Origin of the sequence: Clostridium sp. BL-8 (assembly GCF_002006495.1) — a bacterium.
Taxonomy (GTDB): domain Bacteria; phylum Bacillota; class Clostridia; order Clostridiales; family Clostridiaceae; genus Clostridium.
On sequence record NZ_LZZL01000114.1, the window covers coordinates 1 to 14,084 of the forward strand.

The window sequence follows — 14,084 nt, forward strand, 5'->3', positions numbered from 1 at the left end:
ACCAGTTCCACTTATTGTTGGCTTATTGTTACTTGTACTTGTTCCATCTGTTGGTAAGGTTATAACTGGTGGCGGTGGAACTACTTTTACATCCTCAGTTATATTTACAGTTGGTGTGTCTATTACTTTACTTATAGGTATATCATAAAAATTCGTATAAGATATGGTGCTGTTATTAGTTCTTGTTGTATTATCTACATTGGTATATGAACCAAAGCCTAATTGTCCATATTTTCCACTTTCCGACTTAACTTTAAAATTCACTTCAACAGATCCAGATTGTTCCCATAAACCTGTTGTACTATTATATGTGAAATTTATTTGAGGAATAGTTACTGTACATACCTTCCCAGTTCCTTCTAATCCTCCGCCAGCTACTGCTTTAAAATTTTCTCCTAAATCAATATTTAATTTAGCATCATTGATACTTAATGTAGTAACTCCTGTTACTCCCTTTAAGCTTGCATCAACATTTTTCATATCGGCATCTACAGAGTTATAATTAGCTCCATCATTAAATGTTCCTGTATAATAGTTACCATTAATACCAAATTGATTTCCACATAATCTTGTATAGGTGTCTTTTATATTTGTATTACTTGAATTACTTATATCTAAAACAATTATTTTATATCCTTTGCCTATTATACTTTCTATTTGATCATCAGAATATGTTAAATTTCCTGAGCTTATTATAATAATTGCTTTTCTAGCACCGTTAGTTCCATAATTCGTCAATACATTATCTGCTGCTTTTAATGCACTTCCAAATTGTCTCTGGTCATTAGTTGAAATTTTATTATAAATATATCCATTTTGATAAAACTGCCTATATCCATCCTTTGTATTAGCATCGTTTAAGTTATACAAAGGCAAAAAGTTACTTTTATTTATATCACTTAAATTTTCGTTAGTCTGTTGCATAACACAACTCTTAGGATCGCTATAATCACTTCTCATTCCTACATACACAGAATCATTATAGCCTACTAATCCTAACTTTATATTAGATAAATTACTGTCATTTATAATCTGATTTACAAAGCCATTTTGAACTTCTGAAAATCTTTGATTGCTATTCATTGCTTGAGACATGTCTACTAAAACTTCAGCCTCATCGATATTTTCATCTGATAAAGAAAATGGGACTGTATTAATAGCATATTTTATATTTATATCATTTGATGATTTTGCCGGATTTGGAGTAACTGATTCCAACGATGCTTGTATATTAGGAAGCGACGTATCATTTGTACCCGTAGTTACAATATTGTTTATATTTATACTTTGTGTAGTAATATTTCCTGCTGTATCAGTTGCTGTAAACGAATAGGTTCCATTAGCACTTACTGTATATGTTGTTGAATTTCCTGTAACTACTGTACTATCTGGTTTTGCTATATTAGCTACTGCTACATTATCAGTTGCCGCTGCTGTTATTGTAGCTGTTCCATTGGTTGAGATTGTAGGACTTTCACTTAATGTTAAAGTTGGTGGTGTTGTATCTATATTATTAACTGTATAACTTGCTATTTGTGACTCATTACCATACTGATTTATTCCCTGTGCTTCAATGACACAGTTTTGCGTAACATCAAATGAACCATTATAAATTTTCCATTCACCTGTCACTCCTCCTATATCAACTCTATACTGCTGTATTGAAGAATCAGCTGAATAATTTATAGTTGCTGTAACCTTATCATTTGTAAGCGTAGTTGGAGTTGCACTTATAATTGGTGTAGTTGGAGGAGGCGATTGCGTCAATGTAAAATTAGCTGTATATCCACCTCCCGCAATTACTGTTGGTATAGTTACCGTTGCTGTATCATATCCACTTTTTGATGCTGTAACAATAGCTTGGCCTGCTGGTACATTATTAAGGGTATAGTTTCCATTTGCATCAGTAGTTGTTGTTACAACACCTCCTGCTGATACTGTAGCACCTTGTATATTGTTATTATTACTTTTATCCTTAACATTACCCGTTACAGTAGCAGTATTATTCGTAGCATCTGTCTTATTAATTAACAATTTAACAAAATCTATGGCATAGCCATCACCAGTACAATCATTAGTATCATCAAACTTTATGGAGATACTTCCTGTTCTAATCAAATCCAAATATCGCTGTGGAATTTGAAAAGTTACTAATTTTCCTATTGGACCTGATTCATCTAAATTATTTATCAAATTTGATAATTCAGGAATCTCTACTCCATTCATTGTAGCTGTATACTGAACTGTTCCTTGTGTAACCCCGTGCGCCTTTCCAGGTTGAAAATCGTCTAAAAACATCTGAATTGTAGCATTTTGTACACTTACTCCTGACAAATATGAATTATAATTCATAACTATAGGATTAACTATTTTAGCATATGAAGTATTTGATCTCGTATATCCATCAGTATTTGTTCCTACTGTGGTATATTTAGTATTATATCCTGTTACTGTCATTATTCTGTCTGTACCTTGAGGATCACTATTTCCCGGAGTGAAAGGAAAAGAATGGACTGCTGTTTCTACACCTGAGAATGGATCAACCGATGACCATCCAAACCCAAAGTTATCTATATCACCAACTCTAACCATCAATTGAGCTTCATTTGTGTTTTGCATTGTAACACTTTCAGCACTCCAATCTCCATTATTTACATCTGTCGTACTGGATGTATTATTTACTGTTATACTTTGAGTAGTTGTATTCCCTAATTTATCAGCTGATGAAAATGTATATACTCCATTAGAATTACCATTTATTGAGTAACTTGCTTTTGCACCCCATACTACTGACCCATCTGGCTTGGTAATAGTTGCTACACCAGAGCCATTATCACTTGCTGTTGCGGTTATTGTCGTTGATCCATTTGCTTTACTTTGTGCTAAAATCAAGTTTGGTGGTGTTGTATCTATATTACTTATAGTTATGCTTTTAGATGTATTTGCCCCACTTGAATCGGTAGCAGTAAATTTATATGTTCCATTTGCACTTACTGTATAATTGGAGCCAACATACCAATCTCCTTTAGAAACTGTTCCGTTAGGATTAGTAACTTTTATTGAAGTTGATCCAGAAACATAAACAGATATTGTTGCTTCTTTTGCCCAAGAAGAATTATATGTTGCCAGTGTCATTGATAAAGAGCTTGCTGATGCTGTAGCACCTTTAAATGCCATGGAATAAATCATTATTGAAGCTAAAAAGAAACTTACAAACTTTTTATTAAAATTTATTATTTTTTTCACTGCATTTTCCCTCCTTATTTATTTCTAAAAGCAACTCTAAAATCAATTGTCTGTTGTATATTACTGTAACCTTTCTCTTTCTCTAATGAAATGGTAAATTCAATCGAATTTATATTTTTTAGTGTATTTGCATTAGCAGCACTAATTGCATCACTATCTAATGTCACACTCTCTACATTACTTGAAATTAATTTATCATCTATTTTAAGATTATATATTTTATCTATTTTATCTCCGTTTTTATAATATTTACCTGAATCCTCTTTAACAATTGTAAAAGGTCTTAATGTTCCATCCCTATCATATGAATTAATTATTATATCATTAATTTCATTAGCATCCGTAACACTATTATCTAACGTCACAGCTTGTACCGTAGTGGCCTGCATTCCAATATCACTTATTTTTTCCTGAATAGCCTGTCCTTCTATTTGAAGAGTTGATTTAATATCTGAATCAGAAAAAACCTTATTTCCTGTAATAAACATAGAACTTGCAATTTCTAGTACTGTTACTATTAATGCTAGTACAATTATAATTTCTATAAGTGTAAAACCAGGCTTTTTCTTTTTCATCGCTAAATCTATCCTCCTTATTTATTAATCTTCCATAATTTATCCTCTAAAAAGTTTTTTAAGTTATAGTTAACTGTCCCATCTCCAGTATCTGATGTATTATTAGAATTATTATCTGTATCCGCTACTATACTTCCTCCAAATACAGCATTAAACGTATCAGTATTCTGTGCTTCTACCATCTCTATGACCTCTGGATCATAATTTATTTTTACATTATTTGCATCAATATTTAAATCTCCTCCTATAATCTTATTATTTAAATAACTTTCTGCAGTAATAATGCATCCATTAATAGTAATATCATCAGATTCAATAGAAACATTTCCTGCTGTTGCTATTACAGCCTTTAATTTTCCATTATTGCCAACCTGTATATTTATAATATTAGGATCAGAGCTATTTATTCTGTCTTCACCATCCGCAGATTTAGTGATTCTTATTTCCTTAGTATTATCTCCATTAAATATTGCATATTCGCCTTTGTTTTGCTGATTCTTTAATTCATAATCCGTAGGAATCTTACTTGTATCAATTAATGAAATACTAGGAGTTTTTACTGTATTACTATAATCATTTATATCCGTATTTTGCCCAAATTTATATGCATAAGTTGCAAATGCTACTCTCTCGTTATATATTGCGTGTCCAACATTCTCCAAATCAGCATCATAATGTGATGGAATTACCTGTGGAGCACTGTCTATTTTTTTATTATCTTGATAAACTATAACACCACTAGACCATATTTTATCCTGATTAATACTCCCATCTATATTATGAGGCCAAACAATCCCTCCAGTATCAGGATTTTTTCCATTCCAATAACCTATAAAATGCTGTTCTTTTGCCGCTTGATCTCCATCTAACAATTGTAGTGGATCATCATATTTAAACTTTTCCGTATCTGTTAAAGGAATAGTATAAGCTATATAATTTCCTTTAATCGCACCTGACTCTGCCGTCTGATAGTCTCCTGCTGTAGCTATATGCGCTGTTCCCATAAGATATGCTGAGCCAGTAATATTGATGCTGGAATTATTATTCCCATTAACTATGACACTACTAGATGATTCTGCTTTAGAGTTAACATTCTCATCATTAATTCCATATAAATCACCTATATTTATCTTTGCGTTGTCAGCATTTAACGCTAAATCATTGTTTATGATTACTTGATTACTTATAGTTAATTCAGTCTTCCCACTAGCCAAGTCACTATTATTACCTTGTATTTTTCCTACATATACATTTCTAGCATATAAATTTCCACCAATATCTGTTGTAACACTTGCAGGAGTTGTAGTATTTTGAATATTAAAAGTTCCTCTAGTAATAACATTCTTTTCAAAAGTAACACCACCACTATTATTTAATGATATTCCTCCAAAATACTTTCCATATACTCTATCACTTGAACTATTATCATCACTACCTTGAACAAATATATCCCCATTAACATTTAATCCACTTACATTATTTACATTCATATTTCCAAAAATCGTTAATGCTCTATCTTGAGTTGCCAGGTATTGATTTAAGTTTCCATTAGAATTTTGAAAATATATGTCTTTGTAATTAGGAACTAACATTCTATATGTTGCTTGAAGTTGTCTTGGAGCATTTGAATTTCCATTAACTTCTCCTGTAGAAAAATCTGATGTCACAGTTATATCATAATATTGCTGTCCATAAACTGTGAAGGATAGTTGATTACCGTTTTGTAAGCTTATTCCTTCTGTTTGATTTTCGCTTTCAGAAACATTACTAACTTCTGCAGTAAGAGTTGGTGGGGCATCATTTTTATTTGCAAATCCGAACTGTATACGTTCGTCATCAATATTGATCTTTCCTGCATTATCCAAACTAACTTCACTGACATATTCGTGATTGTCTATTGAAGTTTTAAGTTGATCTGATGCTGGTGCATTTTCATGATTTCCTAACTGAGATGAATCTTCTTTTATAAAATTCTTAAACGCTCTTTTAAATTCTTCATTACAAAGAACTTCCTGCAGATTTTTATCTTCTTTTATTAAAGCTTCATCTTTTGCTATATTATTTTCTATATCACTTTGTGTCTTTTGTTTATCTGGATTATTTTTATTCCAATTATCTAAATCATTACTGATGTTTTCTAAATCTTTAATATCATCTTCAAAATACTTAATATCATTTTGTATATCTATGTAGTCCTGACCATATATGCTTGTCCCATCATCAAAACTATTGTAATTTAAAGCTTCTAGTTTTTGTACTTTTAAATTTGCATATTTAGTTGCAGCATCAAATGTTTTTCCTATTACATTATATGCAACATCCAAGCCTGAATCTGAAGCATATAAATTTTCAATCCTCTTGCTTTCTGTAACTCTAGCCTTATAATTACTTGCCACCATCGATAACATAGCCATTGACACAGTAAACACAAACATAAAAACAACTATTACTACAATTAAAGCAGCTCCCCGCTTTTTTCTTTTCACAACCTCACCCCCTGTCTATTATGTTAGGCTCCAGCCACAGTGCTTAATTTATATTTTTCTTATAGTATCCTGTAAATAAATTATTATTATTATTGATATCATTTATTTGAAGTTCAATATCATATAAAGTTCCAACACTATCCTCTTCAGGATTTCCAGATCGATTATCATATATATTTATCTGACCTTTACGTGCTTCCACATCAACATTCAAGCTTTCTGGCTTTTCAATATAAATTTTAGGAACATCTGATGTAGTTTTATTATAGATGTCTAGTTGTATCTCTTCATTAGTTGGTATAGAGCCATCATCATTTATATAATTGCTAAAATTTATAACTAAATCTTTGCCAGTGTTAATTATTGGTGTAGGAAATATATCCTGTCCAGTATAATCTTTAATTGCGATGTTTTGGTTACCCAAATTATCTGTTGTAAAATAAACAGACATTTCTATTAAAGATTTACTATCGCTTGGTATTGGTTTTGAATTAGTGGTAGTTGGTACAAATTTATTATCCTTGTCATAATTCCAATATCCTACATAATCTTGCGAATCAACTTGTGAGTTTATCTTACTTATATAAAGTTTATTACTCTCTGAATTCAATGTCCCATTAGTATCCAATTCAACATCTTCAGACGTTTGCTGTGTCTCCCATGCTTGTGCAGGTGTTATTGTTACTGTTTCTGAGTACTTGTTTGCAGATTTATTACTATAACTTTCATCTAAATATCTTATAAAAGTATTATCAGCATCGTCTTTTTTTTGCAGTTTAATATCATTTCCTATAATTAATTCACCATTACTTGATTCATTAGGAATTGAAAAACTATTAGCTTTCATTGTTTCAATTAGCTTTTTTCCCTCTAAAGCTGCTGCCTGCTTTGCTTGTCCAGCCTTAGTCTGTTTCATAATAATCATTAGTCCATCATATACACCAATTGAAATTATTGATAATATTGCTAGGGATATTACTACTTCTATAAGTGTAAAGCCCACTTTTTTTTTCGAATTATCCTTCATAATCCTCACCTACTTGTTATTAACACTTATATTATTCAAATCTCCTTGAACTGTAACACGTGGATTATTATAATCATCTCCAGTTATATTTACATCTAATACCTTATCTGTATTATTAACTATATTAAGCTTTATAGCCGAATTATCATTTTCATCCACCCTAGTTCTACTTAAAATATCTAAAACTATATCTTTAGATGCTGGTGCAAACTCCTCTCCTAAACCATCATAATTAGCTGGAAATGACCCTTTTGAGGTCTTGTATTTATAATAATACTTATCTCCATCTTGCGATAGCACCAGTTCTACTTGTTCAGTTGAGTTGCTGTCTGCATAAGCATAAGTTGTTCTCATCTCATCATTTGCCTTACCAATCATTATTGTTGGCAAATCAGAATCTATAGATTTAACCGAAGCTATAAAATCACTTTGTTCTGCATTTTTTTGTACCTCTGATACTGTTTTATCAGATTTCGTACTTGTTGCTAAAGCTGTGTCTGATGTTCCTGCACCAAATGGTACACTCTTTCCATAGGTGTTATTTATATCCCATTTCAAATAATCCTTTATTTCATCATTAATCTTTGGAACTGAATAAAATTCAAGATCAACTTTTCCTTTCATTCCCTTTGAACTATCTGAACTTAAGTCTATAGCATTTATTACAATCTTATTATCATTTTGACCAATTTTATATAAAAAATCATCTACCTCCTCATAGGTTCCCTGAAATTGAACTTCACATTTAAGGTATTGAACCGTATTTTTCTGAGCATCTTTTGCATCTGTTTTACTTGTGTTATTGTTTTGATTATTTGTTGTATTGGTACTATTTGTATTGCCTGCACTATTAACCTTACTAGCATCCTTATTACCAGATGCATTGTTTGCTGAATTTTTTACAATCTTATCATTACTCTGCTGCATTTTTTCAGTACCATTAAATACATTGTTATATTGATCGACTATACCTTGCAATGAACTGTCAGGTAGAGATTTCACTTCTTTTTTTGAACCCTCTACGCTATTTGAAACTATAGGCTGGAAAGTCGCTCCTCCATCTAATCCACTCTCTTTTAATAATTCATCTATTTGAATTATTATTTTTTCTTCGCTTATTGCTGGATAAAAAGGTGCTATTTCTTGATTTATTTTATTATTTAATATTTTAACATTAGATTTTTTATCATCCATTGAATTTATTGTATTCTTTGCTGTTTCATATTTTTGTTTAACGTCACTTTCTAACTTAATCTTTTCTTGAAGTTGACTTACTTGATATAAGTAAACGAACTGATAGTATACAAAACCTACTAATATAATTCCTAATATGCTTAACATTATTTTTTCTTTGTTACTTATCTTCATATTATTCAACATCCTTTAACACACATTTTATATCAAAGGAATACTCTTCCTCTACTGAAGTTTTAGGCTCAATTGAGTTTACATAAACATCTTCCATTATTGGTAGTTCTCTTAAATTATGTTCCAATTCTGAAACAGCTTTCCTATTAGTTGTTGTACCTTTTATAGCTATAGTGTTTTCAGCTATATCCAAATTTTCAAATAAAACTTCACTTGGTAAAGTTGAACTTATATCTTTTAGCAATTCTTCAGAAACATTGTCTCTAGCTTTAACAGAGACTGCAACATCATTTACGGCCTTATCATATTTATTCAAAACATCTATTTGTTTATTAATCTCATCAGCTTCCTTTAATTGAGTTTGAATTTCTGGCTTTGATAATTCATCATTATAATTGCTTATACTTTTATTTAATAATATTATTCTAGTTGTGTTAATACTAAAACTTATAATTATTGAAAGTGCAACTATTATCACTGCTCCATATACATATTTCTTTAAATTAACTTTTTCTTTCTTTTTCCCTAAATATGGTTCAAAAAAGTTTAAATCCTTCATAACTACTTCCCCCTATTAAAGTCTTATGACTGATCCAATGACATTGATAAAATCATCAATAGGTTTATTATCATCATCAGACTTAAAGGTCATTCTAAAAATTCCTTGTATCCTCTTCGTTTTTACTCCTATTTTATCTGAGATATATTTTTCAAAGCCATTTAACTTTGACGATCCACCAAAAATAAATATCCTGTCCACTTTATTTTCAAGGTTTTTATTTTTATAAAATTGAATTATCTTTTCTATTTTATCTATCCATTCATCTACAATAGATTTAATCTGTATACTTACAAAGTCATCTTCACTTAATAAATCTATATTTTCTACTTTAACTCTGTCTATTTCTTCAAATACCAACTTATTAGTATCACGAAGAAATTCGTCAACATCATTTCCTCCTGCCTTTATTATTCTAGTAAAATCTAACTGTCCATTTTTATATATATTAACATCGATAGAACTTGCTCCCATATCAATAAAAGCAACTGAATCTCTTGAATTATATTCACATTTATTATTTATTTCTGTTATATTAATAAATTTATTTACTGCATTATAATTAACATCTAAAACATAAGGTTTTAAATCTAGCTTTGTCAAAAAGTTATAATATTCCCTAGCTATTTTTTCTGGGTATGCTATAACACGTACATTAAGCTTTTCTACTCCACCTATTTCTTCTTCATTTAATATAGTAACTTGTAATACATAATCATCTAAATTTATAGGTAGATATTGTTGAATTTCATATCTTACAACTGTATTCATTTCCTCTTCTTGTACTTTTGGAATTATAATTTCCCTGTTTATAATTAAAGTAGAATTAGTAGTACAAATTGCATCTTTTGCTTTTATTCCATTTTCATTTAAGGCTTCCCTTAATCTAATTACTAGTTCTTCTTCTTTTTTAATTTCTCCATCTACGATTGCATCTTTTGGAGTTGGTATCACAATATATTTATCTATAGTCAAATCACCTTTATAATACATTCCAACTACTATTTTTGTATTAAAACTTCCTATATCAAAGGCTATAATTTTTTTCTTTTTTTCAATTCTTTTTCTTTTGTTACTTTTATTTATCTTAAACAAATCTTTTGACAAATTTAAGTCTTTTAAATCCATATTTAATAACTCTTTAATATTTAACGTTTTTTTCTTTTCTTTTACCTCATCTTTTTCATTATTAATATTCATATAACCCTCCAGCAGATTTAAATTTATAAATTATTATTGGATAGATTTTATTATGTCTTGCGTATAAGACATTTAGTCTTACACGCAGTTTTGGTGAATTAGAATTAGATTTTATGTTGTTGCAGGATTATATGATGGATATACTTCACCAATACCAGTATAATCTACAGTTATATTTCCCGAAGAATCAATATTATAGGTAAATGAAGATGCTCCTTTAGCTGCTTTAGCTTTTGGTGTTTTAGTTCCATCTAATTGATCATACACCGATAATGTATCACCAGTGCCATCAGTAACAGTACCACTAGAAATATTATTATTACTTCCATCAGCAATTTTTTGAGCTACTATTGTAGCAATATTTTTGGCAGTTGCTTGATCTGCCTTTTGATTAGAATTTTCTATAACGGCTCCAAACTTAGGAATAGCTAATGCTACTAATATTGCAATAATCGCAATAACTATAATAAGTTCTACTAACGTAAATCCTTTCTTTTTATTTGTTTGTAATTCATTTTTCCTTTTGTTTAGTAATGAATTCATTTTTAACCCTCCTAAATTTCATATATTTTAATGCACTCTGGATCTCACATTATGCATTATCAACAATTTTTATTGAATTTTAGTGTAACTATCAAACATTGGTAACATTATTGATATAATCATAAATCCAAGTACAATCCCCATGACAATTATTAAAATTGGTTCGATCATTGCTACTGAAGATTGAATAATTGATTCTAATTCTTCATCATAAAAATCTGCTGTTTTATTTAATATATCATCTAGCGAACCCGTCTCTTCTCCTATTTTTACCATTGAATATAACATTGACGGAAAAACTTCACTTTCTTTCATTGATGAATATAAGCTTTCCCCTCTCATTACATTATCTTTTATCTTGAGTAATGCAGCTTCAGCAACTTTATTTCCTACAACATTTGAAACAATTTCTATTGAATCTATAAGTGGCAATCCACTTGCTATCAACGTAGACAATGTTCTGGTAAATCTTGATACTATAATCATTTGATTAAGTTTTTTTAACACAGGCAATTTTAATTTTAAATTGCTTGCAAACAATATTCCATTATCACTCTTAAAAAATATATTAAGTCCGAATGTAATTAACATTACAAATATTATGATAAAGATAAGGTTGTTTTTTATGCCACTACTTGCTCCAAGTAAAAGTTTAGTACTCCAAGGCAAGCTTGTACCAGTATCTTCAAATATTTGAGTAAATGTTGGCATTACATAAGTTAATATAAATACAACTGCTATAACTGCTACGAAACTTAATATTATTGGATAAATCATTGCACTTTTTACTTTATTGTTAATTTTATTTTCTTTTTCATAATGAGTTGACATTCTAAACATTATTGCATCTAAGTTACCACTTGCTTCTCCTGATGCTACTAAAGAAATTAATAATTCTGGAAATACATCTAGATGTTTTCTCATGGAATCTGATAATACTTCACCTTTTTCAACGTCTTCATTTACTGCTTTTATTGTTTCCTTTAATTTTTGATTTTCTACTTGATCTGATAATATCTCTAAGCATGCCAAAATTGGTACTCCTGCATTTAGCATAGTGTAAAATTGCCTACAAAATATTGATATATCCTTAATTTTCACTTTCTTATTAAACTTTATTTTTATACTAGCACTTTCTGTTATTTCCTCTACCATTAATGGATAATATCCATTACCTGAAATAAAGTCTATAACCTCATTTTTAGAATTTGCCTCATAAGTTCCTTCTACTTTTTCCCCATCTGAGTTCATAACTCTATATTTAAATTTTCCCAATGTCCCCCACCTCTTTTCAAATGTCAATTGATAAAGTTGCTATTGTTGAAAGTTCTTCAACAGTTGTCATCCCTTGTAATACCAAACTTTTACATTCGCTTTCCAAAGTTTTCATTCCATTTTCTATTGAAATATCTCTTATGATATCTGAATTTGCACCCGAATTTATGGCTTCTCTATGTTTTCTTGTCATTTCCATAATTTCATAAATTCCAATTCTTCCTAAATATCCAGTTTTATTGCAATAACCACAACCTTTGCCCCTATACAAAATTAGTGGATCATTTACATCTTGTTCTAAAATTTCTTTTTCATATTTACTAGCTTCATATTCTTCTTTGCAGTTATTGCATATTTTTCTAACTAATCTTTGAGCCATTACCCCAACAACAGAAGTAGAAACTAAATATGGTTTAACTCCCATATCTACAAGTCTTGCTATGGATGATGGTGCATCATTAGTATGAAGAGTACTTAAAACTAAATGACCTGTAATTGCTGCTCTGGTTGCTATTTCTGCGGTTTCTTCATCTCTAATTTCTCCTATCATGATTATATCTGGGTCTTGTCTTAGTATACTTCTAAGTCCACTTGCAAATGTTAATCCTGCTTTTTCATTTACACTTACTTGATTTATTCCATTCATTGTATATTCAACCGGATCTTCTACTGTGATTATATTTACACTGCTAGAGTTCAATTCATTTAATATAGAATATAGAGTTGTAGATTTTCCACTTCCTGTTGGCCCTGTAACTAAAATTATTCCATGAGGATTTGATACTATTCTATTTAATTTATTTATATTATCATCACTCAGTCCCAGCTGCTTTTTGTCTAATACAGATCCTCCTGTATTTAGAATTCTTATAACAATCTTTTCACCATTAACTACGGGAAGTATCGAAACTCTAAGGTCTATTTCCATACCATCAACATTAACCATTATTCTTCCATCTTGCGGTATTCTTTTTTCTGCTATATTAAGTCCTGCAAGTATCTTTATTCTTGTAACTAGCGGACCCAAACTTTCTATTCCTAAAGTATTTACCGTTTGGAGCTTTCCATCTATTCTATATCTTATTCTTATTTCATGCTCAAATGGTTCTATATGAATATCAGATGTTTTCATCTCTATTGAATTCTTAAAAAGGTAATCAACCATTTTTACAACTGGTGCACTATTAACTTCACTCATTTCCTCTACTGCTTTAATGCTTTTACTTGTTTTAGTGCTTTCTTTAGAAAGTTGCATGGCTGCATTATTAACTTGTTGACTGCTATAGTATATACCTATAAATTTTTTAATATCAGCTTTTTTAGCTATAAATGATTCTATTTCAAATCCTGTAGATATTGCCACATCATCTATCGCAAAAATATTTAGTGGATCTTCAAGTGCTACTTTAATCTTGTTATTATCAAATCCAAATGGGATCAATATATACTTATTACATAAATTTTGTGGTATCAACGTTATTGCTTTTCTATCAAAATTTATCAAATTCAAATCTACTTTTTTTATTCCTGTTTGCTGCTCTATTGCTTCTATTATGTCTTCTTCTGTGATTATCTTACTTTCTACTAGTATTTCTCCAAGCTTCTTACCTAAGGCTTTCTGAGATTTTAACGCTTCTTGTAGTTGATATCCCGTAATTTTGCCTGCATTTACCAGAATATTTCCCAATCTTCTTTTTTCAGTTGCCATTTTGGGTCGTACCTTTCTTTTTTATTTACAAAATTTTTTTCTTAAGGCACATGAAAATAAATAACAGTTCCAAGGTTGCCTTGAATATTTTTCATCA

At 30.0% G+C, this 14,084-nt stretch carries 10 protein-coding genes; all 10 read right to left on the reverse strand.

The window, feature by feature from the left end:
- Positions 1-3,246 (reverse strand): carboxypeptidase regulatory-like domain-containing protein (locus CLOBL_RS24420; protein ID WP_179117829.1); only part of this gene is annotated, 3,246 nt, incomplete at its 3' end.
- A 14-nt stretch (positions 3,247-3,260) separates the two neighbouring features.
- Positions 3,261-3,821, reverse strand: coding sequence for a type II secretion system protein (locus CLOBL_RS24425; RefSeq protein ID WP_077861389.1), 561 nt, complete (start codon positions 3,819-3,821; stop codon positions 3,261-3,263).
- Positions 3,822-3,838: 17 nt separating this feature from the next.
- Positions 3,839-6,307 carry a hypothetical protein gene (locus CLOBL_RS24430; RefSeq protein WP_077861390.1) on the reverse strand — a complete coding sequence of 823 codons (2,469 nt, stop codon included), beginning with the start codon at positions 6,305-6,307 and terminating at the stop codon, positions 3,839-3,841.
- A gap of 43 nt (positions 6,308-6,350) precedes the next feature.
- Positions 6,351-7,334: a prepilin-type N-terminal cleavage/methylation domain-containing protein gene (locus CLOBL_RS24435; RefSeq protein ID WP_077861391.1), complete on the reverse strand. Its 984-nt coding sequence runs from the start codon at positions 7,332-7,334 to the stop codon at positions 6,351-6,353.
- A gap of 9 nt (positions 7,335-7,343) precedes the next feature.
- Positions 7,344-8,702, reverse strand: coding sequence for a pilus assembly protein PilO (locus CLOBL_RS24440; RefSeq protein WP_077861392.1), 1,359 nt, complete (start codon positions 8,700-8,702; stop codon positions 7,344-7,346).
- Between the two features lies 1 nt (position 8,703).
- Entirely contained in the window at positions 8,704-9,261 is a 558-nt protein-coding gene (locus CLOBL_RS24445; RefSeq protein WP_077861393.1) for a PilN domain-containing protein, read from the reverse strand.
- A gap of 15 nt (positions 9,262-9,276) precedes the next feature.
- On the reverse strand, positions 9,277-10,461 hold the full coding sequence (gene pilM / locus CLOBL_RS24450) for a type IV pilus assembly protein PilM (protein WP_077861394.1): 1,185 nt from the start codon (positions 10,459-10,461) through the stop codon (positions 9,277-9,279).
- Between the two features lie 111 nt (positions 10,462-10,572).
- Positions 10,573-11,004, reverse strand: a complete 432-nt coding sequence (locus CLOBL_RS24455; RefSeq protein ID WP_077861395.1) for a prepilin-type N-terminal cleavage/methylation domain-containing protein — start codon at positions 11,002-11,004, stop codon at positions 10,573-10,575.
- 69 nt (positions 11,005-11,073) lie between these two features.
- Positions 11,074-12,279, reverse strand: a complete 1,206-nt coding sequence (locus CLOBL_RS24460) for a type II secretion system F family protein (protein ID WP_077861396.1) — start codon at positions 12,277-12,279, stop codon at positions 11,074-11,076.
- A 16-nt stretch (positions 12,280-12,295) separates the two neighbouring features.
- Complete coding sequence (locus tag CLOBL_RS24465) at positions 12,296-13,987, reverse strand: GspE/PulE family protein (RefSeq protein WP_077861397.1); 1,692 nt, start codon at positions 13,985-13,987, stop codon at positions 12,296-12,298.
- Positions 13,988-14,084: the final 97 nt, after the last annotated feature.

Excerpts from the sequence above, each read along its gene's own strand:
- CLOBL_RS24425 (WP_077861389.1), bottom strand. The coding sequence starts at position 3,821 with ATGAAAAAGAAAAAGCCTGGTTTTACACTTATAGAAATTATAATTGTA.
- CLOBL_RS24435 (WP_077861391.1), bottom strand. The coding sequence starts at position 7,334 with ATGAAGGATAATTCGAAAAAAAAAGTGGGCTTTACACTTATAGAAGTA.
- CLOBL_RS24440 (WP_077861392.1), bottom strand. The coding sequence starts at position 8,702 with ATGAAGATAAGTAACAAAGAAAAAATAATGTTAAGCATATTAGGAATT.
- CLOBL_RS24445 (WP_077861393.1), bottom strand. The coding sequence starts at position 9,261 with ATGAAGGATTTAAACTTTTTTGAACCATATTTAGGGAAAAAGAAAGAA.
- pilM (WP_077861394.1), bottom strand. The coding sequence starts at position 10,461 with ATGAATATTAATAATGAAAAAGATGAGGTAAAAGAAAAGAAAAAAACG.
- CLOBL_RS24455 (WP_077861395.1), bottom strand. The coding sequence starts at position 11,004 with ATGAATTCATTACTAAACAAAAGGAAAAATGAATTACAAACAAATAAA.
- CLOBL_RS24465 (WP_077861397.1), bottom strand. The coding sequence starts at position 13,987 with ATGGCAACTGAAAAAAGAAGATTGGGAAATATTCTGGTAAATGCAGGC.